Annotated in this window: 24 protein-coding genes; 9 read left to right on the forward strand and 15 right to left on the reverse strand. The window is 65.5% G+C overall.

Annotation, left to right across the window (positions count from 1 at the left end; translation table 11 throughout):
• Positions 1-25 precede the first annotated feature (25 nt).
• The 4 genes from IPM80_23200 to IPM80_23215 form a co-directional block, all read right to left on the reverse strand.
• Positions 26-499, reverse strand: coding sequence for a carbon monoxide dehydrogenase subunit G (locus tag IPM80_23200; protein ID MBK8961252.1), 474 nt, complete (start codon positions 497-499; stop codon positions 26-28).
• Between the two features lie 7 nt (positions 500-506).
• Entirely contained in the window at positions 507-1,712 is a 1,206-nt protein-coding gene (locus IPM80_23205; GenBank protein ID MBK8961253.1) for a thiolase family protein, read from the reverse strand.
• Between the two features lie 64 nt (positions 1,713-1,776).
• Positions 1,777-2,244, reverse strand: coding sequence for an acyl-CoA thioesterase (locus IPM80_23210; protein MBK8961254.1), 468 nt, complete (start codon positions 2,242-2,244; stop codon positions 1,777-1,779).
• Between the two features lie 30 nt (positions 2,245-2,274).
• The gene (locus IPM80_23215; GenBank protein MBK8961255.1) at positions 2,275-2,553 is read right to left on the reverse strand and encodes an Lrp/AsnC ligand binding domain-containing protein; all 279 of its coding nucleotides are present in this window, start codon (positions 2,551-2,553) and stop codon (positions 2,275-2,277) included.
• A gap of 427 nt (positions 2,554-2,980) precedes the next feature.
• Between IPM80_23215 and IPM80_23220 the strand changes: the two genes are divergently transcribed.
• Positions 2,981-4,417 (forward strand): DUF1329 domain-containing protein, encoded by a 1,437-nt coding sequence (locus IPM80_23220; GenBank protein MBK8961256.1) that lies wholly within the window; start codon positions 2,981-2,983, stop codon positions 4,415-4,417.
• A gap of 160 nt (positions 4,418-4,577) precedes the next feature.
• Complete coding sequence (locus IPM80_23225; protein ID MBK8961257.1) at positions 4,578-6,125, forward strand: tryptophan 7-halogenase; 1,548 nt, start codon at positions 4,578-4,580, stop codon at positions 6,123-6,125.
• A 48-nt stretch (positions 6,126-6,173) separates the two neighbouring features.
• Here IPM80_23225 and IPM80_23230 read toward each other — a convergent pair whose 3' ends face one another.
• From IPM80_23230 to paaA, 8 genes are all read right to left on the reverse strand, one after another.
• The gene (locus IPM80_23230) at positions 6,174-6,665 is read right to left on the reverse strand and encodes a hypothetical protein (GenBank protein MBK8961258.1); all 492 of its coding nucleotides are present in this window, start codon (positions 6,663-6,665) and stop codon (positions 6,174-6,176) included.
• Positions 6,666-6,679: 14 nt separating this feature from the next.
• Positions 6,680-8,104, reverse strand: coding sequence for a cytochrome P450 (locus IPM80_23235; GenBank protein ID MBK8961259.1), 1,425 nt, complete (start codon positions 8,102-8,104; stop codon positions 6,680-6,682).
• 124 nt (positions 8,105-8,228) lie between these two features.
• Positions 8,229-9,149, reverse strand: a complete 921-nt coding sequence (gene paaX / locus IPM80_23240; GenBank protein MBK8961260.1) for a phenylacetic acid degradation operon negative regulatory protein PaaX — start codon at positions 9,147-9,149, stop codon at positions 8,229-8,231.
• Positions 9,150-9,152: 3 nt separating this feature from the next.
• Positions 9,153-10,247 carry a phenylacetate-CoA oxygenase/reductase subunit PaaK gene (gene paaK / locus IPM80_23245; GenBank protein ID MBK8961261.1) on the reverse strand — a complete coding sequence of 365 codons (1,095 nt, stop codon included), beginning with the start codon at positions 10,245-10,247 and terminating at the stop codon, positions 9,153-9,155.
• 7 nt (positions 10,248-10,254) lie between these two features.
• The gene (paaJ, locus tag IPM80_23250; GenBank protein MBK8961262.1) at positions 10,255-10,761 is read right to left on the reverse strand and encodes a phenylacetate-CoA oxygenase subunit PaaJ; all 507 of its coding nucleotides are present in this window, start codon (positions 10,759-10,761) and stop codon (positions 10,255-10,257) included.
• Positions 10,761-11,513 (reverse strand): phenylacetate-CoA oxygenase subunit PaaC, encoded by a 753-nt coding sequence (gene paaC, locus IPM80_23255; protein ID MBK8961263.1) that lies wholly within the window; start codon positions 11,511-11,513, stop codon positions 10,761-10,763. The genes paaJ and paaC overlap by 1 nt, the downstream gene beginning before the upstream one ends.
• Entirely contained in the window at positions 11,510-11,794 is a 285-nt protein-coding gene (gene paaB, locus IPM80_23260) for a 1,2-phenylacetyl-CoA epoxidase subunit B (protein ID MBK8961264.1), read from the reverse strand. Before paaB ends, paaC begins: the two co-directional genes overlap by 4 nt.
• 17 nt (positions 11,795-11,811) lie before the next feature.
• On the reverse strand, positions 11,812-12,768 hold the full coding sequence (gene paaA, locus IPM80_23265) for a 1,2-phenylacetyl-CoA epoxidase subunit A (protein MBK8961265.1): 957 nt from the start codon (positions 12,766-12,768) through the stop codon (positions 11,812-11,814).
• A gap of 194 nt (positions 12,769-12,962) precedes the next feature.
• Here paaA and IPM80_23270 point away from each other — a divergent pair, with 194 nt between their 5' ends.
• From IPM80_23270 to IPM80_23295, 6 genes are all read left to right on the forward strand, one after another.
• Complete coding sequence (locus IPM80_23270) at positions 12,963-13,565, forward strand: 2OG-Fe(II) oxygenase family protein (GenBank protein MBK8961266.1); 603 nt, start codon at positions 12,963-12,965, stop codon at positions 13,563-13,565.
• Between the two features lie 149 nt (positions 13,566-13,714).
• The gene (locus tag IPM80_23275) at positions 13,715-15,130 is read left to right on the forward strand and encodes a DEAD/DEAH box helicase (GenBank protein ID MBK8961267.1); all 1,416 of its coding nucleotides are present in this window, start codon (positions 13,715-13,717) and stop codon (positions 15,128-15,130) included.
• Between the two features lie 102 nt (positions 15,131-15,232).
• Positions 15,233-16,141 carry an LLM class flavin-dependent oxidoreductase gene (locus IPM80_23280; protein MBK8961268.1) on the forward strand — a complete coding sequence of 303 codons (909 nt, stop codon included), beginning with the start codon at positions 15,233-15,235 and terminating at the stop codon, positions 16,139-16,141.
• 147 nt (positions 16,142-16,288) lie between these two features.
• Positions 16,289-16,711, forward strand: coding sequence for an Hsp20/alpha crystallin family protein (locus IPM80_23285; protein ID MBK8961269.1), 423 nt, complete (start codon positions 16,289-16,291; stop codon positions 16,709-16,711).
• Between the two features lie 115 nt (positions 16,712-16,826).
• Positions 16,827-17,276 (forward strand): host attachment protein, encoded by a 450-nt coding sequence (locus IPM80_23290; protein MBK8961270.1) that lies wholly within the window; start codon positions 16,827-16,829, stop codon positions 17,274-17,276.
• 39 nt (positions 17,277-17,315) lie between these two features.
• Positions 17,316-17,996 (forward strand): protein-L-isoaspartate(D-aspartate) O-methyltransferase, encoded by a 681-nt coding sequence (locus tag IPM80_23295; protein MBK8961271.1) that lies wholly within the window; start codon positions 17,316-17,318, stop codon positions 17,994-17,996.
• Between the two features lie 13 nt (positions 17,997-18,009).
• On the opposite strand, the gene IPM80_23300 is transcribed toward IPM80_23295, so the two are convergent.
• Positions 18,010-19,224 carry a dicarboxylate/amino acid:cation symporter gene (locus tag IPM80_23300; GenBank protein ID MBK8961272.1) on the reverse strand — a complete coding sequence of 405 codons (1,215 nt, stop codon included), beginning with the start codon at positions 19,222-19,224 and terminating at the stop codon, positions 18,010-18,012.
• A 71-nt stretch (positions 19,225-19,295) separates the two neighbouring features.
• Positions 19,296-19,820 carry a VOC family protein gene (locus tag IPM80_23305; GenBank protein MBK8961273.1) on the reverse strand — a complete coding sequence of 175 codons (525 nt, stop codon included), beginning with the start codon at positions 19,818-19,820 and terminating at the stop codon, positions 19,296-19,298.
• Positions 19,821-19,937: 117 nt separating this feature from the next.
• Between IPM80_23305 and IPM80_23310 the strand changes: the two genes are divergently transcribed.
• A complete protein-coding gene (locus tag IPM80_23310; GenBank protein MBK8961274.1) occupies positions 19,938-20,960 on the forward strand; it encodes a 2-dehydropantoate 2-reductase in 1,023 nt (340 codons plus the stop codon).
• 124 nt (positions 20,961-21,084) lie between these two features.
• Here the strand turns inward: IPM80_23310 and IPM80_23315 are convergent, their stop codons facing one another.
• Positions 21,085-21,897 (reverse strand): transglutaminase family protein, encoded by an 813-nt coding sequence (locus IPM80_23315; GenBank protein ID MBK8961275.1) that lies wholly within the window; start codon positions 21,895-21,897, stop codon positions 21,085-21,087.
• Positions 21,898-21,944: the final 47 nt, after the last annotated feature.

Here is a 21,944-nt window from a genome sequence, read left to right on the forward strand (position 1 = left end):
ACCCACAGGCAAGATGAATTGTGGGTCAGACTTCAGTCTGACGCCGACCGCCCTGAGCCCGCTTCTCGAACGTCGCCGCGAAGGCGCCGAAGAACTTCTCGGTCATGCGCCGCGTGGCGCCGTTCAACCAACGTGTACCAATCTTCGCGATGCGCCCGCCGGCCGACAGGCGCGCCGCGTAGCGCAGGCGCGTGCCGCTTTCAATTGCCAGCAGCCTGACGTCCGCCACGCCTTCCCCAAAGCCCGACAGTCCGCCCTGGCTACGGCCGGTCAAGGTATAGGAATCGGGCGCGCACACGTTCGACAACAGGATGTCGGTCATGAAGGTCGCCTTGATCGGACCGTAGCTCACGCGGATCTCGCATTCGAAATGCACCGAACTGATCCGCACCATGCGCTGGCAGCCGGGAATGCAGCGCACCAGCACTTGCGGGTCGTTGAGACCGTGCCACACCGCGGCCGGCGACGCCGGCAGCAGGTATTCGCCTTCGACGTCCATGGCCGCGTCAATGCACGCGCAACACCACCGCCATCGCGGTGTCGCCGGCCGCGCAGCCATGGAACAGGCCGTAGCCGCCGCCGCGCAGCACCAGCTCTTCAATCAGTTCGATGATCGCGCGCATGCCGGTCGGCGCCTGCGGATGGCCCCAGATCAGCGAGCAGCCGTAGTTGTTCATGGTCTCGAGCGGGGCGCCGGTCTCGCGCGCGAAGATGATGTCGTTGACCGCGAACGGGTTGTGCGACTTGATGGCGGCGAGATCGCTCATGGCGAGGCCGGCGGCGGCGAGTGCGCGTTGCGCGGCGCCTATCGGCGCGGCGGGCATGAACGCCAGCTCGGTGCGGGCCTGGCCGCTGGCGACGAGTTCGATGCGTATCGACGGATCGCGTGCCACTTCGCGCGCACGCTCGGCGGTGGTCACCACCATGCCGGCATTGCCGTCGGCGGGATGGGTCTGGGCGCCGTAGCTGACGGTGCCGTCTTTCAGCACCGGCGCGAGCTTCGCCAGGCCTTCGGCGCTGGTTTCGTGCACGCCTTCATCGCCCGTCAAGGTCGCCACCACGCGCTTGCCGAATCTGTCGGGCACCGCCAGCGGCGTCACCATGTAGCGGCTCTGGAAAGTCCGGCCCTCGGTATCGGGCGCGGTCGCCGCGCGATACTGCTGGTAGCGGCGCAGCACCAGCGCATGCTGCTCCTCGCGGCTCACCTGCCACTTGCGCGCGCAGTTCTCGGCGGTGGCCAGCATGTTGCAGCCGGCCAGCGGATCCTTGTCGAAATTGCCGAGCACCCAGTCCTCGCTGTCGCCGCTGCCGCCCGGCCCGAGGGGATCGGGATAATAAAGATGTGGGCCATTGGACACGCGGTCGGCGGCGATGGTCAGGGCGCAGCCCGCCGCGCCGCTGGCCACTTCCTGTGCTGCCTGCACCAGCACCCGCGCACTGGTGGCGCAGGCCTGCATGATGGTCGGGCCGCCGATGTGGGCGGCGCCCATTTCACCGGTCAGCCACGGCAGGCCATAGAAGGAATTGCGCTGCGGGACCGTCATGCCCAGCACCCCGTAGTCGAAGACCCGCGCGTCGATGTTGCGCGCGGCCAGCGCCTCGCGCGCCACCCGGGCGGCGAAACGCAGGCTGTGCAGATGGGCGAGACTGCCCTGCCAGCGGGCGAAAGGGGTGCACCAGTAGGCGCCATGGGGGATCGCGATCACGGACATCGGGTCATGCACTCAAGCGGGAGTCGACCCGCGTGACTATATCAGGGGGCCGGCGCGCCGCGGTTCACCAGCCCAGGCGTGCCGCGAGGGTCGGCGCCAAGGGCGTCGAAGGCGGCGACGGGCCTTCGAGCAGGGCGCGCAATGCGTCCGTGATGGGCGCCGCGGTCAGGCTGTTGTCGTCATTGATATGGGCGTAGACGCGGGTCGCGCTGCCGACATAGACCGGTGCGCCATCGCCCGCCGCCACGCATTCGCTGCCCCACTTCAACGAACTGCGGCCGATGTGTTCGACCCACACCCGGCACAACACCGGCTCACCATAGCGAATCGGGCCGGTGAAGCGGAACGCCACCTCGCCCATCACGAAGGTGGTGCGATCGCGCGCGATCATGTCATCGATGGGATGGCCGAGCGCGCGCCACAGGGCATGCTCGCAGTCGTTGAACCAGGCCAGCATGTGCGGGTAGTAGACCAGGCCGAAAGGGTCGCACTCGCCCCAGGTCACCACGTGTTCGCGCCAGTAGTTGAGCATCCCGTGCCCGCGCTCCGCCCCGCGCGGGGCTTATTCCAGCCCCAGGGAAAACACGTTCTCGAGGTCGTGCCGCGAGTAGGTCTTGAACGCGATCATGGTCTCGGTGCGCTCGATGCCGTCGACCTTGACCATGCGCTCGGTGACCATGTCGGCGATGTCCTCGTTCTGTTTGACGCGCACCAGCGCGACGACGTCGTAGCTGCCGCCCACCGAGTAGACCTCGGAGATCTCCGGGAACGCCGCCAACGCCTCGGCGACGTCCTTGGTCCGTCCGTGACGAGTCTGGATAAGTACGATCGCCGTCACCATGCCGCCGTGCCCCGCTGCCAAGAATGGAATGGCACCATCGTACTGGAAATCGCGACCTGCTCCGACTGCGCCGAGGCCTGCGCGAACAGGATCATGGCGGCCGTGCCAGGTCCGGCCACGGGCATCGCCAGCCGCGGCACCCTGCTCTGCGGCAGCGCACCATGGCAGGCCCGGGTCACCGCTCTCCACGACCCTCGCCGCGCGCCGGAAAAATAATTTGAACCGCGCGCGACAGCCCCGGCACTTACCGGACGTTAGGACCGTGGTCCAAACCCTTCAAAGGTATTGGACGATACCGCCCGCTGCGTTACCTTATGCGGCTAGCGATACGTTCTCGCATCGTTGAAGGGGTGCTACATCAGCTACGGGGCAAGGTCTCTAGGTCTGACTAGTACTACCGATTCCATTCGGAAAGGCAGGGGAAACAATGCATATCAAGAAATACGATTTCGAATACAGCCGTCGCGCATTCATGGAGAAGACGGCCAAGGGTGCCGGCAGCGCCGGTATCCTGAGCGCGCTGTGGCCATTGATGGCCCAGTCCGGTGACAGCTTCAAGGCTTACCCGGAAGAACTGACCAACATCGAGGCCTACACCAAGGGCAAGATCAAGGTCGGTGACACCATCAGCAAGGACAACGTCGAACTGGTCCAGGATCTCATCGATCCGATGCTGTTCCAGGAAGTCAGCCAGGACGGCCGTACCTTCACCATCTTCGGCACCCAGACCGCGACCGAAGCACAGTTTCCGCCCTACTACCTCGATGCGACCCTCAAGAACTGGGGCCAGGCGCAGTTCGGCTCCGACGGCAACGTGTACACCAAGGACGGCAAGCCGTGGATCGGCGGCCATCCCTTCCCGGATGCGCAGACCGGCCAGGAATGTATCGCCAACGTGACCCTCTCCTGGGGCCGTCATGACCAGGACATCTTCGCCATTCCGACCTACGCGTTGGACTCCGAAGGCGACGTGCAGTACGAATACCACTTCGTGTGGGCCCAGCAGCAGACCCAGGGTCTGGTGAATCCGGCTTCCGCCGGCGGCGCCACCTTCCTGGCGGGCCACGAAGACATGATTCGTTTCCAGTCGGTGTGGTTCACCGCCCCGAACGACATCAAGGGTACCGCGTTCATGAACGAGTGGTACTACGACCAGGCCAAGTTCCCGGAACTCTACGGCTACCTGCCGGCCTTCAAGCGCGTGCGTCGGTTCCCGACCAACCAGCGTTTCGAGCCGCTCGTCGCCGGTCTCAACCTGTTCCTCTCCGACGCATGGGCCGCTGGCGACCCGATGCTGACCTGGGGCAACTGGAAGATCGTGCACCGCGGTCCGTTCCTGGGCGCAATGCACTACCAGTGGCGTCCGAACCTCGACAACTGGACCCATCCGACCGTCGGCGGTCCGAAGGGCACCACCTACTACAACGTCGGCAAGTCGCTCATCCCGGAAGTCATCGTGCTCGAAGGCGAGCCCACCGGCTTCCCGCGCGCACCGCTGCAGAAGCGCCGCATCTATCTCGATGCGCGTAACCTCGAGTACCCGCAGGCCATTTCCTATGACCGCCGTGGTGAGATCTGGAAGTCCTTCGAACCGGGCTTCTCGATGTACAACACCAACATGTACAAGGAAGGCAACACCGGCGTGCCGGATTGCGGCGATCACGTGGTGAAGGCTGGCGACGGCCGTACCGAGTGGAGCTGGAACTGGGTTATCTCGAACGATATCCAGTCCAAGCGTGTCACCCGCTTCTGCCAGTCCGAGCATTGCCAGGGCGGCTGGAAGTCGGGCTACGATCAGATTGAACCGAACAAGTTCATCTCTGATTACATCACGCAGTCCGCGATGCGCCGTCTGGGTACCTAGTACCCGACAGCACACCAGTGCACCAAAGGCCGCGGGATGGGCAACCACCCCGCGGTTTTTTTTTGCCTTACTTGGCTCCCATCAAGCCATGGGCGCGAAGGCGAACCATACTGCGGCAAAGCCGGTACCAACCCTTGCCAAGAGTCCACGAGGTAGAGTGATGACGAACCAAGACAGCACCGTACACCCCATGCAGGGGCGCAATATCCTCATCGTCGGCGGCGGCACCGCCGGCTGGATGACCGCCGCCCTGCTCGCCCACGGCTGGGCCAAGCACGGCTTCAATGTCACGCTGCTCGAATCGGACAGCATCGGCATCATCGGCGTCGGCGAAGGCTCGACGCCCAAGATGCGGCGTTTCTTCGACCGCCTCGGCATCTCCGAAGCGGAATGGATGCCGCAATGCAATGCCACCTACAAGTGCGGCATCCGCTTCCCGGGCTGGTCGACCGTGCCCGGTTACTCGACCTACTACCATCCGTTCTTTTCGCAGAGCGACGACGGCCCGATCCGTGCCTTCTACCAGAATGCCTCGCTGCGCAGTCGCAACGTCGACGTGCACGCCCATCCCGACGCGTTCTTCGTCTCCAATTTCCTGTCCGGCCATCGGCGCGCGCCGCTGCCCGACGCACGCAGCGGTTACACCTGCGACTACGCCTATCATTTCGACGCGTCCCTGATCGGCGACATGCTCAAGCGCTATTCCGTCGCCCACGGCGTGCGGCACCTGGTCGGCACGGTCAATGAAGTGCGGGTCAAGGACAACGGCGACATTGCCGGCGTCAACACGCCGGAGCACGGCGCGATAGACGCCGATTTCTTCGTCGACTGCACCGGCTTCGCCAATCTCCTCATCGGCAAGACCTTGGGCGTGCGGTTCAACTCCTACAAGGACATCCTGTTCAACGACAGCGCGGTGGCGATGCCGACGCCGTTGGATGCCGACGGCACGATCCCCTCGGAAACGCTCTCCAAGGCGCTCAAATATGGCTGGGTATGGAAGATTCCGCTCACCAACCGCTATGGCAACGGCTATGTCTATTCGTCGGATTACATCGACAAGGACGCCGCCGAGCGCGAACTGCGCGAGAGCATAGGCATGCTCGATTCGCCGGTCGAGGCGCGTCATTTGAAGATGCGCGTCGGGCGCGTGGAGAAATCCTGGGTGCGCAACTGCCTGGCGGTCGGGCTCTCGCAGGGCTTCATCGAGCCCTTGGAAGCCACCGCCCTCATGATCGTGCAGGACACCGTCGAAACCTTCATGACCCGCTACGAGCAAGGCGGCTTCAGCGAGCGCTATCGCGCCGACTTCAACGACAAGGTCAACCTCATCTTCGACGGCGTGAAGAACTATGTTTTCACGCACTACAAGTTGAATTCGCGCAGCGACACCGATTACTGGATCAACGCGCGCGAGAACACCAAGCCGAGCGCCGACCTGGAACGCATCTATTACACCTGGGATCACGGCGGCGACCTGCTGGCCGAGCTGCACTCGCAAGCCGCGCGCCAGGTCTACAGCCCGACCTCGTGGTACTGCATCCTGGCCGGCATGGGGCGCTTCCACGACAAGCCGAAGAAGCCGTCCAAGGACGTCCAGGTCTACCAGGCGGACCAGATGCGGAAATTCTGCGAAGGAATGCTCGGACACTTTCCCGATCACGGCCAGGCGCTGCGCGACATGGCCAAGGCAAGTGTGGCCGCGTGAAGCGATGCGCTAATCGCCGCCCGCCTGCGGGCGGCGATTAACACGCTCTCAGTATTGGTCTTTGAACTCCGGCACCTTCTCGCCCGGAAACCATTTCTGCACGCCTTCGGCGTCGAACAATGTCTCCTGGGAATCGACCTTCCAGGTGTTGCCGTCCTTGACGGTCACGTAGACCTCGAATTCCGTGGTGCCCTGGTTGTTGAACTTGTCGCGTGACTTCAGGATGTTCGGCACGTTGGCCTTGGCCCCGCACGTGGCATCGTCGTCCGTGCCCTGGGCCTTGCGGATGTCCATGGACAGGATGTTGACCTCGCCGCCCTCGTAGAAGAGCTTCTGTTGCGCGGCCCAGTCTTCGCGCGACTTGCCGTCGGTCATGTTGCTCGTCACGAAGTTGTAGGCGTCATTGAATTTGTGCGCCTGCATGGCGGTGATGTAATTCTCCAGCGCCTTGCGCGGACCGCTGTCATCGGCACAGTCGGCGGCCAGCACCGCGCCCGACGTCAACAGCCCGGCGACGAATATTCCCGCGTTGATTCTCATGCTCATCACTCCCCTTACGATGGTCGTTTGCGCAAGCGCACTTCGAGATTCTTGGGCATCATGGTGAAAGCCAGCAGTTCCTCCACCGCGCGCCCACTGTCGGCCAGGCTCACATCGAAATTACGACACAAGGTGGCCAGCACGGTGCGGATCTCGAGCAACGCGAGGTTGCGCCCCGGACAGAAACGCGGGCCGCTGCCGAAAGGCACGAAGGCGGTGGTGTCGTGCGGGCAGCCGCGTTCGGCTTCGCTTTTCAGCCAGCGATCGGGGTCGAATTCGGCGGCGTGACCGAAACGCGCATCGTCCACCGCGATGCGGCGCGTCAGCATCATGATGATGGTGCCCTTGGGAATGAGGTAACCATCCACCTCGATGTCTTCGAGCGGCTCCATGGCGTTCAAGGGCGCGACCGGCTTCAAGCGCATGGTCTCGTTGTAGAAGGCCTCGATGAATGGCAAGGCCGCGGTCTGTTCAAGCTCCTGCGGCGAGCGCGCCTCGCCCAGCACCGCGTCGACCTCGGCGCGGGCGCGGGCGAAATGTTCGGGATACTCGATGAAATAGTTGACCGCCCAGGCGATGGTGTTGGCGGTGGTGTCCTCGCCGGCCAGCAGCAGCGTGCAGACATTGCCGAAGATGTCGGCGTCGGAGAACTCGATGCCCTCCGCTTCCTTGGCGGCGATGATCGCCTCGAGGAAATTGCTCGGCGCCTGGTAGAGCGACGGGTCGGCGGCCATGCGCCGGCGCACATCGGCAATCATCTCGTTGACCTTGGCCTCGATGTCGACCAGCGCGCGATCAAGGTCGCGATCCTTGGGCAGCCGCAGGTAGCGCCAGTAGGGAAACGGCGCGTTGACCCGCGAGTTCAGGATCGGGAACACCTTGTCGAGCTTCTGCTGGATGACCGGCCCGTCGGTTTCGATGGTGTTGACGTCGATGCCGAACGCAAGCTGGGTGGTGACGTCGACCGTGAAGCGCATGAGGTCACGGCACAGGTCGATGCTCGTGCCCTCGTCCGCCGCGCGTTCCCAGCGCGCCAACAGACGCTCGGTGGTGGTGCGCAGCTTGGGGAAAAACGGCTTTAAGTGGGCGGTGTTGAGCGCCATCGCCACCAGCTTGCGCTGGCGTCGCCAGTCGTCGCCCTCGGCGGAGAACAGGCCGTTGAAACGCAGCTCCGACACCGCGTTGGCGAGGCGCCGCGTGCGGCGGAACAGGTCCGGCCGTTCGCGAAACATGCGCTTGATGGTTTCCGCGTCGCTGGTCACGACGATGGCACGCGGTCCCATGTGGAAGCGGTAGAGCTTGCCGTAGTCCGCCGCCCAGCCCTCGAGGATCTGGTGGAAGGCCTTCAGATCGATCTCGTGGATGCTGCCCAGCAGCGGCAGTCCTCGCGGTCCCGGCATGGCCGACACCGCACGCAGTTTCGCATTGACCGCCACCATCGTGCCGAACCTCCCGAGTTCGCGGCGCAACCGGCGAAATGTCGGCCCGCCCTGGCGGCCAATGCTACGTCAATTCATGCATGGCGGGGCGGTTCGTGGTCGACCAAGTCCGGCGATCATGGTCTCAGTCGAGGCCACCGAAGCGCTGGTGGAAAGCGGCGCTCGGCGCGGGCAAGGGCCCGGCGGCGTTTTGCAGGGCGCTCTGGCAGTAGCGGCTGGCGCTCGCGTGCAGGCGGCGATAGAGGCGCGCCGTGATGTCGCGCGCGGCATGGCCCGGCCACGCCGGTGGCAGCAGCGCCGGCGGCAGCTCGGTACTCTTCAGCAGCACGCGGCGGTATTCGTGTATGAGCAGGGTGCGCAGCACGAAGGCATCGCGCGGCGCCGGCGTGACCGCCAGCAAGCGCTCGAACGGGGCGAAGCGCTCGACGAAGCCGGCGAAACGCGCCGCGAGCTCGTCCAGGCGCCAGCTCGCGCGCACCAGTGCCGCCAGCGAGGCGTCGAGCGTGGTGCTGGCCCGCCAGATCACCACCTGCGCTTCGCAGCCGAGTTCGCGCACCACGTCCTGCACGGTGGCGGGCGCCGCCTGCGGGTGGGCCAGCAGGCCGCTCGCCAGCGCACCAAAGCCCAGCCAGCCGAGACGCCGTCGCAGTTCGTCGCGCACCACGCCCTCGAGACCCACCGCGGTGACCAAGGTCCATAGCCCGTCCCACTCGGCGGCAGCCGGCGCATAGATGCGTTCAGCGGCACGCGCGTACTGGCGCGCGCCACTGTCGGTGAAGCTGTAATAGCTGCGGCGGCCACTCAAGGCCGGCGCCAGCCAGCCTTCGCGGCCCAGCCGGAAGATCGCGGTGCGGGTCTGGCGCGCATTGAGACCGAAGTCCTGCATGAGCGTCACGAGTCCGCCCAGCCACACGCTGTTGCCCTGGTGGGCGATGCTGTCGCCGAAGATGGTCACCGCCAACGAGCCGGCGCGCGGCGTCAATGTCACCAGCAGATCGGCGAGCGCCGAGTCCAGCGAGGGTGACACGCGCAGCGCCTCGGTCATGGCTTACACCGCCTGGTCGAAATCCAGCAGCACTTCGTCCGACACCGGATGCGCCTGGCAGCTCAGCACGTAGCCGGCGGCGATTTCGCTGTCTTCGAGCGCATGGCGCACGTCCATCTCCACTTCACCCTTGATGACCCGGCACTTGCAGGTGGCGCAGGCGCCGCCCTTGCAGGCGAAGGGCAGATCGACGCCGGCATCGAGCGCCGCGTCGAGGATGTTCTCGCCATCGGGCGACAATTCGAAATGAGTCTCTCGACCATCGGCCTTGACCGTCACGCGGCTGACCTTGCCGGCATAGCGCCGCGCGCGTTCGTGGTGGCGCTCGATGACGGTCTGCGCGTCGGCCGCCGACGCGCCGAACAACTCGTAATGGATGCTTGCTTCGTCGACGCCGGCGCCGCGCAGCCCGCGCGAGACTTCCGAGATCATGCCTTCCGGGCCGCACAGGAAGAATTCATCGACCGCTTTCAGATCCAGCAGGTTGCGGCACAGCGCCGCGCCTTTGCGGTTGTCGATGCGGCCATTCAGGATGTCGACCTCGCGATTCTCGCGGCTCAGCACATGAATCAGCTGAAAGCGCTCCATGTAGCGGTTCTTCAGGCGCTCGAGCTCGTCGCGAAACATGATGCTGGCCACGCGCTGGTTGCCGTACAGCAAGGTCACGTGGCTGCGCGGTTCGCGCGACAGGATGGACTTGACGATCGACAGGATCGGCGTGATGCCGCTGCCGGCGGCGATACACAGGTAGTTATGGTCGTTGTCGGCCTTGAGCTCGGTGCTGAAGCGGCCGTCGGGCGGCATCACTTCCAGACTGTCGCCGGCCTTCAATTCGGCGTTGGCATAGCTCGAGAAGCGTCCGCCCTCGATGTGCTTGATGGCGACCTCCAGCGCGTCGTCGTCGACGCCGCTGCAGATTGAATAGGAGCGGCGCACGTCTTCGCCATCGATGTCGCGGCGCAGGGTCAGGTACTGGCCCTGTACGAACCGGAAGGTATCGCGCAATTCGGCGGGCACCTCGAAGCGTACGCATACCGCGTCGTCGGTCTCGCGTTGTACGTCGGCGACAGTCAGGCGATGAAATCCGGCAGCGGCCATGGCGTCCTCACAGGCATTTGAAATAATCGAAAGGCTCGAGACAGCTTTTGCAGCGATACAACGCCTTGCAGGCCGTCGAGCCGAACTCGCTCACGCGTTCGGTCTGGCGCGACGCGCAGCGCGGGCACATGACGTGCTCACCCAGCAGCGCGCGCTTGTCGGTGGTGATGGTGGTCGGCGGCGCGATGCCGACCGAGCGCAGCTTGGCGTGCGCCGCCGTCGACATCTGGTCGGTGCCCCAGGCCGGCGCCAGCTGCGTCTCGACATTGACGTCGCTGTAGCCGGCAGCGCCCAGCACGTGGCGGATGTCATCCTCGATGGCATGCATGGCCGGACAGCCGCTGTAGGTCGGCGTGATCACCACCACCACGCGCCCGCCTTCGATACGTACGTCGCGCAGCACGCCGAGATCGGCGATGGTCAGGATCGGGATCTCGGGGTCATGTACCTCGTCCAGCACGGCGCGCAGCGCCGCGATGGCGTCGCCATGGGCGGGCGGCTCAACGCTCGCCATCACCATTTCTGCCCGGGATAGGCGCGCTGCACGAACTGCAGTTCCGCCAGCAGGCGACCCATGTGCTCGGTGTGCAGCCCCTGGCGACCACCGCTGGCCGACCAATCGTCGCGCGGCGCCGTCAAGGTCGCGAGCGCGAGATGCGCTTCGACCTCATCGCGCCACGCCGCAGCCATGGATGCCGGCGCCACGCCGATGCCGGCCGCCGCCATCGCGTCGTCGACGGCATCGCCGTTAAACATCTCGGCGGTGTAGGCCCACACCTCGTCGAGCGCGGCCTGGCAACGTGCGTGGCTGTCGGCCGTGCCGTCACCGAGCCTCACCACCCAGTCACCGCTGCGACGCAGGTGATAGGCGCACTCCTTCACCGCCTTGCCCGCGATCGCCGCCAGCGTCGCATCACTGGACGCACACAGCGCCTTGTACAGCGCATGGTGATAGGCATCGACCAGGTACTGGCGTATGAGCGTCGCGGCATAGTCGCCGTTGGGCAATTCGCAGATCAGGAAATTGCCGAACTGGCGCTCGTCGCGGCCGTAGGCCAGCGCGTCTTCATCGCGGCCCTTACCCTCCAGCGCGGCCGCATGGCTGTACAGCATGCGCGCGCGACCGATGAGGTCGAGCGCGGTGTTGGCCATCGCGATGTCCTCTTCGAGGAACGGGCTGTGACCGCACCATTCCGACAAGCGTTGGCCCAGGATCAGCGCGTTGTCGCCGAGCCGCTGCACGTATTCGAAATGCGCGGCGTTCACAGCTTCAACTCTTCGGGCACGTCGTAGAAGGTCGGATGACGGTAGACCTTGTCGGCGGCCGGATCGAAAAACGCCGAGTCGTCCTCGAACTGGCTGGCGTGGATGTCGCTGGAGCGCACCACCCAGATGCTCACGCCTTCCTGGCGACGGGTGTAGGTGTCGCGCGCCGACTGCATGGCCTGCGCCGCGTCGGCGGCATGCAGGCTGCCGATGTGCTTGTGGTCGAGACCACGGCGACTGCGGATGAAGACTTCCCACAGCGGGAGATGCTTGCTGCTCATTGTCGTGTACCTCGCGTTCAGGCCGCGGCGCCGGTGGCGCGGGCGCGTTGCTTGTCGGCGTGGGCGAGCATCGCGTCGCGCACCCATTCGCCATCCTCGTGGGCCTTGCGGCGTGCCGCCAGCCGCGCGCGATTGCACGGGCCATGGCCCGCCACCACGCGATTGAATTCCTCCCAGTCGATGGGCCCGAAGTCGTAATGGCCACGCGCGTCGTTCCACTTCAACAAGGGATCGGGAATGACGAGATCGATATGCGCGGCCTGCACCGCGGTCTGGTCGACGAACTTCTGCCGCAGTTCATCGTTGGACTGGCGCTTGATCTTCCATTGCATGGATTGCTGGGTATGGGCCGATTCGGCGTCGTGCGGACCGAACATCATGAGGCTCGGCCACCACCAGCGGTCGAGCGCGTCCTGCGCCATGGCTTTCTGCTCGGGCGAGCCGGCGGCCAGGGTCTGCATGATCTCGAAGCCCTGGCGCTGGTGAAAACTCTCTTCCTTGCAGATGCGCACCATGGCGCGTGCATAGGGCCCGTAGGACGTGCGGCACAGCGAGATCTGGTTGACGATGGCGGCGCCGTCCACCAGCCAGCCTATGGCGCCCACATCGGCCCAGCTCAAGGTCGGGTAGTTGAAGATGCTGGCGTACTTGGCCTTGCCCGATAAGAGGTCGTCGAGCATCTCTTCTCGGGAAATGCCGAGGGTCTCGGCGGCGCTGTACAGATACAGGCCATGGCCGGCCTCGTCCTGCACCTTGGCCAGCAGGATGGCCTTGCGCCGCAGGCTCGGCGCGCGCGTGATCCAGTTGCCTTCCGGCAGCTGGCCGACCACTTCCGAATGGGCATGCTGCGAGATCTGGCGTATGAGGTTCAGGCGGTACTTGTCCGGCATCCAGTCGCGCGGCTCGATCTTCTCTTCGGCGGCGATGGTGCGCTCGAAACGGGACAGGGCATCGGGCGGTGAGGTAGCGGCCATGGGTCTAGCGCCTCGCTGGGTTGGCAGGGAACATTGCCCCGGAATGGGACAGCGCGGGCGCTAACGTATTACATGATGAATCCGCATGTCCAGAATTTTGTATTACAAGACGCAGCATCGCGGCCCTCGGCTCTGCCGGCGGGCGTGATCTAGAATCGCCAGCTACCCCAGGGAATTCGCGTCGAGGGCTGACCGTGAAAGAGATGCGCCTGTTCTACACGCCGGTGTGGCAGACCAATGTCGCCGAGGACCAGGCCGACTGGTCAACGCTGCGCGCCGCCATGCTGGAGCGCATTCGGGCGCTGGAGAGCGCGGGCCAGGGCGTACAGCGCACCAATTTCGGCGGCTGGCAGAGCGATGACGACCTGTACAAGCATCGCGAATTCAACTGGCTGACCCAGCGCATCATGGCGCTGGCCAACCAGGTGGCGCCGCAATTCTCGGCCAAGGCCAGCTTCGACGACGGCATCTTGTGGGCCAACGTCAACCGACGTGGCGACTTCAACGCCATGCACACCCACCCCGACGCTATCCTGTCGGGCTGCATCTACCTCAAGGTCGACAGCGCCGACCAGGGCGCCATCCAGTTCTTTGACGCGCGCGAGGGCAGCCCGACCTCCCATTGGCGCTGCTATACGCGGCTCAATGACTCGACGCCGCTCACCGAGCAGGCGGTCACGGTCACGCCGAGGGAAGGCGACATCCTGTTCTTCCCGGGTTGGCTGCGCCACTGGGTCACGCCCAACCTGACCGACCAGGAACGCGTGTCGGTGGCGTTCAATATCAGGATGAACTAGCGCGGTGCTCGCCACGGGCGCCGCGATGGGCTAAGCTGCGGGGCGCAGCGACGCAGTGTCGCTGGTGTCCAGCCCTTCCGTTCCTACGCATCGACTCGACACACTGCTCGCCGGCAGCACGTGCCGGCCTTTGTAGCAAGGTAAAATCTTTGACCACTTTTTCTTCACTCGGCCTCGCCGAGACGTTGTTGCGCGCCGTTGAGGCGCAAGGCTATTCCACCCCGACCCCCATCCAGTTGCAGGCCATCCCGGCGGTGCTGTCCGGCCGCGACATCATGGCCGCCGCCCAGACCGGCACCGGCAAGACCGCGGCGTTCTCGCTGCCCTTGTTGCAGCGTCTGGCGGCCGACGCCCCGGCCCAGCGCCGCACGCCGCGCGCGCTGATCCTGACCCCGACCCGCGAACTGGCCGCGCAGATCCAGGATTGCCTGACCCAGTACGGCGCCAACCTCAAGATCAAGAGCGCCGTCATCTTCGGCGGCGTCGGCATCAACCCGCAGATCGACATGCTGCGCCGAGGTATCGACATCCTGGTCGCCACGCCCGGCCGCCTGCTCGATCTCTACGGTCAGGGCGAAGTGAATTTCTCCAAGCTCGAAGTGCTGATCCTCGACGAAGCGGATCGCATGCTCGACATGGGTTTCATCCACGACATCCGCAAGATCCTCAAGGTGCTGCCGCCCAAGCGCCAGAACCTGTTGTTCTCGGCCACCTTCAGCGATGAGATCCGCCAGCTCGGCAAGGGTCTGCTCGATCGGCCGCTGGAGATCACCGTGACGCCGGAGCGGGTCGCCGCCGACACCGTCACGCAGGAGATCTACCACGTCGACAAGGATCAGAAGCCGGCGCTGCTGTCGCACCTCATCAAGCAGCACGACTGGCACCAGGTGCTGGTCTTCACGCGCACCAAGCACGGCGCCGACCGCCTCGCGCGCAAGCTGGTGCGCGACGGCATCGAATCGGCCGCCATTCACGGCAACAAGAGCCAGAACGCGCGCACCCGTGCGCTCGATGACTTCAAGGCCGGCCGTGTGCAGGTGCTGGTCGCGACCGATATCGCGGCGCGCGGCATCGACATCGATCAACTGCCGCAGGTGGTCAACTTCGAACTGCCGCACGTCTCGGAAGATTATGTGCACCGCATCGGCCGCACCGGCCGCGCCGGCGCCAACGGTCATGCGGTGTCGCTGGTCGAACGCGAGGAAACGGGCGACCTGCGCGGCATCGAGCGCTTGCTGAAGCGTCGCCTGCCGGTGGCAACGGCGCAGGGCTTCGTGCCGCAGTCGGCATCCGCGCTGCGTGATGACAATGCTGCCGAGGCCGAGCAGCGCCGCGCACGCGCCAACCCGCCGCCCGCCGCGCGCAAGGCCAATGGCAGCAAGCCGGCCGCGCAGAACAACCGTCGTCGCAAGCGTGGCGCCAGCCAAGCCAACGCCAACGGCAACAGCAATGCCAACGGCAATCGCGGCGGGAACAACGCCAATGGCAACCGCGCCGGCAATGCCAACGGCAATGTCGCGCCCCGCCACGCCAACGGCAACCAGGCGCGACGCCAGTCCGCCTGAGTGTGATCCTGCGCCGCGCGCTGACGCGCGGCGCCCGCCGCCTTGGTGAACGAAGAGAAGCCGATACAATGGCGGCCCTTCGCTTCACCAAGGATCCCCGGCATGTCGCTCGCCAAACCCGCCCTAAGTCTCACCGCCGTTCCCGGCCGTCGCCAACGCACCCTGGAACTCGCGCGCGAAATCGAACAGCGCGGCTATGCCGGTATCTATTGTCCGAGTCTCGGTGACGGCCTGGCCTTGAGCCAGGGCATTGCCCACGTCACCACCCGCATCCCTTTCGGCACCAGCGTGCAGCCGATCTACTACCGCCAGGTCGAGGACTACGCGCAGACCATCGCCTTCATCAACGAAATCGCGCCGGGCCGCTTCAGCTTCGGCATCGGCGTGGCGCACGCGCCGTCCTTGGCCAACCGCGGCCTCAGTGGCGGCAAGCCGCTGGCCGACATGGAGGATTTCGTGTCGCGCCTGCGCGCCACGCCACGCGCCGGTGAACTGCCGAAACTGGTGCTCGCCACCTTGCGCCGCAAGATGATCGCGCTGGCCGCACGCATCGCCGACGGCATGGTGTTCGCCAACGCCGCGCGCAGTCACATGGCGTTTTCCCTGGCCGCCTTGCCGCCCGGCCGCGCGGCCGACGACGACTTCTACATCGGCAACATGATCCCGACCTGCGTCAACGACTCGCTCGACGCCGCGCGGGCCATCAATCGCCGCACCCTGGCGAGCTACGCGCTGTTACCCAACTATCGCAACTACTGGCGCGAGGCGGGTTATGGCAGCGAGATGGACGCGGTGGAACGCTGCATCACCGACAATCGCCTCGACCAGGTCGGTCACGCGCTGTCCGATCAATGGCTGGACGACACCACCATCGCCGGCCCGCCGTCGCGCGTGCGCGAAGAACTGCAGCGCTGGTACGAAGCCGGCGTGAAGACCCCGATCCTGGTGCCGAGCGCCGTCAAGGGCGGGCAAATGCAGGCCTTCGAAGAATTGTTCGCGGTATTCGACTGACGCACCCGCGCCCCTGCGCGGCGCCGCATGGGCGACGGCCGCGGCCATCCCGGCCCGCCACTCATCACGGATCTGATTGGGGTCAGAGTGACGGGCGGGCCAAGTGCGCAATCTTTTGTCCCTGGCTCAAATACGAGGAGAACCGCCATGAACCTGGTACCCGGCCGCGGATTTTTCGACTTCGACGACATGATGGACCTGTGGGGCCCGCTACGCTCCGGATGGAAAGACACCGGCACCCTCATGCCACGCGTCGACATCAAGGACAAGAACGACCGTTACGAGGTCACCGCCGAATTGCCCGGCGTGAAGAAGGAAGACATACACGTCAGCCTGCGCAACGGCATGCTGACCATCGAAGCCGAGACCCGGCAGGAAGACAAGGAAGAAAAGGACGGCAAGATCATTCGCCAGGAACGGCGCTACGGAAAATTCCTGCGCAGCTTCGATGTCGGTGGCGACGTCAATGATGGTGACATCCAGGCATCGTTCAAGGACGGCGTGTTGACGGTGACCACGCCCAAGGGCCACGCCAAGGCGCCCGCCGCGCGGCGCATCGAAGTCAAGTAAGGTGGCGCGCGGAGATCGCGGGCATCGTTCCTCGATCTCCGCACCACATGCTCCAGTCATCCGCCCACCGACATCACACGAGGCGGCGACGAATTACCGCGCGAGGTTCAAACCGATGAGCAAGAACAACTGGCTGGTGGTCGCACATCGCGCGGGAGCGCGCATTTTCTGCCACGGCGACACGCCCCACAGCCTCGAATGCGTGGCCCGTTTCGAGCATCCGCAAGCACATTTGCACGAGCGCGAGTTCGGCAGCGACAGGCCAGGTCGCGCCACGGACAGTTCGCGCTCGGGACGCCACGCCATGACCAATGAAACGCCGGCGAGCGAGACATCGGTGCGCATGTTCGCCGAGCGCATCGCTGATTACCTGGAAACGGCGCGCCTCGAGCACCGCCTCGAGCGGCTGGCGCTGGTCGCCGAGCCCCACATGCTCGGCCTGTTGCGTGCGGCACTGACTACCGGCACCGCGGCCATTGTCAGCGCCTCGCTCGACAAGGACCTGGTACACGTCGCCGATGGGGACCTCGCATCCTGGCTGCAGGACGCCCGCTTCTGGATTTGAGCGCAGCGTGCTCGTCGCCGCAGGTATGGCACAGGGAACATGGTGAGCAGGACCGAAGCCGAATCTCGCGAGCGCCTGATCGAAGCGATCAGGCGCGACTTTCGCGCGACCGCCTTCTCCACCGGCTGCGCCGATCTCGATGCGCAGGTCGAGAGCGCCTTGCGGCGTGTGCCGCGTGAAGCCTTCGTAGCCGAGTTCGATCGCGAATTCGCCTATGACAACCGGCCACTGGCGATTGGCCATGGGCAGACCATATCGCAGCCCTTCATCGTCGCGCTCATGACCCAGCTCGCCAAGCTCGACCGCCGCTCCGTCGTGCTCGAGATAGGCACCGGCTCCGGTTATCAAGCAGCGGTATTGAGCTGTCTCGCCGCGCAGGTCTACAGCATCGAAATCGTCGAACCGCTGGCGCTGCAAGCGGCGGCAAGGTTGGCGCGCATGGGTTATACCAATGTCAGCGTGCGCGCCGCCGACGGCCAGCAGGGCTGGGCCGAGCACGCGCCCTACGACGCCATCGTGGTCACCGCCGGCGGCGCGGTGCCGCCGGCGCTGTACGAGCAGCTGGCCGAGGGCGGGCGCATGGTCATGCCGGTCGAACTGCGAGCCGACGAGCAGCAGCTGCGCGTCATCGACAGGATGGCGGATGGCGAGTTCGAGTCTCGCGACGTGCTGGCCGTACGTTTCGTGCCCTTGACCGGGCATACACCAGGCAACGGCTAGAACCGCGCAGCGCTCAGCTGTGACCGTCGCCCAACTCCCCTTCCCATTTCGACACCAGCGCGGTGGCGATGCTGTTGCCGATGACATTGGTGGCCGAGCGCCCCATGTCGAGGAAATGATCGATGCCGAGCAGCAGCAGCAATCCTGCTTCGGGTATGTTGAACTGCGCCAGCGTCGCCGCGATCACCACCAGCGAGGCGCGTGGTACACCGGCGATGCCCTTGGAGGTCAGCATGAGGATGGCGAGCATCGCGACCTGCTGCGCCACGGACAATTCGATGCCATAGACCTGCGCGATGAACATCACGGCGAAGGTGCAATACATCATCGAGCCGTCGAGATTGAACGAATAGCCGAGCGGCAGCACGAAGCTCGCAATGCGGTTGCTGGCGCCGAAGCGCTCCACTTCTTCCAGGGTCTTGGGATAGGCCGCCTCGGAACTCGCGGTGGAGAAGGCCAGCAGCAGGGGTTCGCGCAGGCGCCGCACCAGGCGCAGCACGCGCGGCCCTAGGAACAGCGCGCCGAACGCGATCAACACGGCCCACAGGATGAGCAGGCCGAGGTAGAACTCGGCCATGAACACGCCGTACACCGCCATGATGTGGAGGCCTTCGCGCGCCACCGCGCTGGCGAGTGCGCCGAACACCGCCAGCGGCGCGGCGAGCATCACGTAGGACGTCACTTTCAGCATCACGTGACCGACCACGTCGAGCACGTCGGCCAGCAGGCGCGTGCGTTCACCCAAGGCCGCCATGGCGGTACCGAAGAACACCGCGAATACGACTATCTGCAGGATCTCGTTCCTGGCCATGGCGTCGATGACGCTGGCCGGGATGGTGTGCTCGATGAACCCCTTCAAGGACAGCGCGGCGGTCTCGACGCCGCTGCCGGTGTCGCCAGGCGGCGTGAGCTGCATGACGCGTCCCGGCTCGAACCAGCTCACCAGCACGAGACCCAGCGTCAACGAGATCAACGACGCGAACACGAACCACGCCAGCGCCTTGCCGCCGACGCGTCCGACCGTCACCACGTCGCCCATGCGTCCGATGCCGACCGCCAGGGTCGCGAACACCAGCGGCGCGATGATCATCTTGATGAGCCGCAGGAAAATGAACGGCAGCAGCGCGACGCCGTCGGCGAAACGCGCGGCCTGCTGCGGCCAGCCGGCATGCACCACGTAGCCGCACACGCTGCCGGCCAGCAGCGCCAGCACGATGACCAGGGTCAGCCGGTTGGCGCCGCGCCCGTGGCCGGCCTGCTGTTCGCCGCCATGGTGGTGATGGCTGGCGGCAAGACCGCTCACGCGGGGAACGAACGCACCGGGTTGCTGCCGTCCCAGCCCTTGGCCGCGTCCTCGACCATCAGGAACAGGTTCTTGAACACGTCGTTGTTGTCCCACAGCTCGATGTAGTGGCCGACGCTCGCGACGGTATCGAAGTAGGTCAGCTCGGCGCCGCCCAGCGTGCACTGGAAGGCGGCGCGGTGACCCTTGGCGACGTAATGAGCGCAGGTCGCGGCATAGTCGACCGGCATCAAGCCGAAGTGGTGCACGCCGACGCGACCGGCATCGAGGAATTCCTTGTATACCGACGGCTCGTCGTTGTGCTGCTGGATGAGCTCGATCTGCAGGTCGCCGCTGTTACCGACCGCGAGCGAAATATCCACGTTCGACGGTTTGCCGTAGAAACGCTGGTCGGCGAGCGGTGCATGATCCATGCGAAAGAACGGCCCGACCTTCAGCATGCCGGTCCAGTAGTCGAGCGCGGCATCGAGGTCGCGCACCACGTAGGCAAGCTGGCGCACGGTATACAAGGGTTGGGTCATGGCCTGTCCTCGGCGTGATAGGGACCTGGATTAGAGCAAAACACGGCGCAAAGTCGAAGCGCTATCATGCGCGGCCTGGGCCAGGCGTGCTGGCCGCCAACCAAAGACTCGCGCAGCATGACTGAACGCATCCTCGTCGAAGGCGTGGGCAGCGTCGGCGGCCTCCTGGCCGGCGAACTGCTGCATCACGGTCACGCCCTCACCCTGGTCACCGGCAATGTCGCCATCACCGACGCCATCCGCGCCCGCGGTCTGGCCATCGAAACGCCCGAACAGCGCTACACGGTCGCCGCCGAGGCCTACACGGCGCTCGACGAATTGCCGCGCGATGCGCGCTTCGACAGCGCCTGGCTGCTGATGATGGCCGGCGCGGTGGAAGATGCGGCGCGCGCCACCCTGCCATGGCTGACGCGCGATGGCAGCCTCGTGTCGTTTCAGAACGGCATGGTCGGTGAGCGCATCGCCGCGCTGTGCGGCGCCGAGCGGGTGGTGAATGTCAGCGTGGTGTTCGGCGCCGTCATGACCGCGCCGGGCTGCTACACGCGCAACACGCGTGGCGCGCTGTTCATCGGCCAGCCCGGCGTGCATGAGCCGACGCCGCGCCTCGCCGCCTTGAAGGCCCTGCTCGATGTCGCGGCGCCAACCACCATCAGCGCCAACATCGAAGGCGTGTTGTGGGCCAAGCTCGCGTGGAACTGCGCGGTGTCGGGCCTGTGCGCGGTGGCCAACACCGTGCTCGGTGAACTGGTGGTGACGCCGAGCGGCCAGGAAGCGTTTCTTGGCGTGTATCGCGAAGCGCTCGATACCGCGCACGCCTATGGCATCCACGAGGAGCGCATCGTCATCGACCATGCGCGTTTCTACCTGCCGCGCGACGCCGGGCCGGTAACCCGCGCGGCATGCCGCGACGCGGTGGCCGGTCTCGTCGAGCGCTATGGCGCGGTGCTGCCGTCGGCCCTGCAAAGTCTGCGGCGCGGACGCCGCACCGAGATCCCCTACCTCAATGGTTACCTGGCCGACAAGGCCGCGGCCATCGGCCGGCCCGCGCCCTTGAACGCACGCATAGCAAAGATGATCGAAGAGATTGAAAGCGGGCAACGCGCGATGGGGCCCGCCAATATCGAGGCGCTCTTACCGTAGGTGCGAATTCATTCGCACACTGCGCTTGTCAGGCTGAAGCCTGACCCACGAGGAGAGCACTGGCCAACCAGCTTGAATGTGCGAATGAATTCGCACCTACAGGGTGACGCATGCCTCGCCGTGCTCAATTCAAACTCGACGGCTTCGCTTCGATGGTCGCGAGCCTGGCGGTGAGTTGCGCGCGCAGCGCATCGTGCGGTGCGAGCTCGATGGCGCATTCGAGTTCATGGCGCGCCATGCCCGGCACGCCCAAGGCCAGCCACGATTCGACGCGCTCCATGTGGATGGCCAAGGGTTGTGGCGCCACCGCCAGCTGGTAATCGGACAACTCGATGACCTCGGCGTGATTGCCCTGGCCGAGCGCCAACAGGCGCAGGTTGTTCAACATGCGCAGCATCACGTCGATGGGCGACGCGACCTGGAAGGCGCCCTCGTCCGGCAATGCGTTGGCGGCCAGCCACGCCTGGCAGTTGTCACGCGAAGTGAGCTGCATGGTGAAGGGGTCGACCAGTTGCCCATCGATGGCGACCAGGAAGTGTCGCGGGAAATTGATGCCGACCGCGGCGAGACCGCGGCGCTCGGCCACGCCGATCAACACCATGGCCAGCGAGATCGGTATGCCGCGCCGGCTGCGCAAGACCTCGACCAGCGAACTGTTGGCCACGCGGTAGTAGTCGCTGGCGCCGGCGAAGCCCGCGCGTTGCAGGCAGGCGGCGATGTGCGCGGCATCGTCGCCGGCCTCGGCGGCGAGGCGCGTCAATTCGGCGCGGCACCAGTCGGCATCGAAATCCTTGGCGATGGCGCGTCCGACCAGCAGCGCGGCTTCGACTGCGCCGCGCGGCGCGGCGGCGAAGGCGCGAAATTCTTCCAACAGCTTGGGGTTGCTCATGGCGATCAATTCTAGCGGCAGCGCGACGGCGCGTTCGACGGCTTGCATCAGGCGGGGAACATCGCACAATGCGGCCAGCCCGGCCGCCGGCCGTG

It is taken from the genome of Pseudomonadota bacterium, from assembly GCA_016719885.1.
Taxonomy (GTDB): domain Bacteria; phylum Pseudomonadota; class Gammaproteobacteria.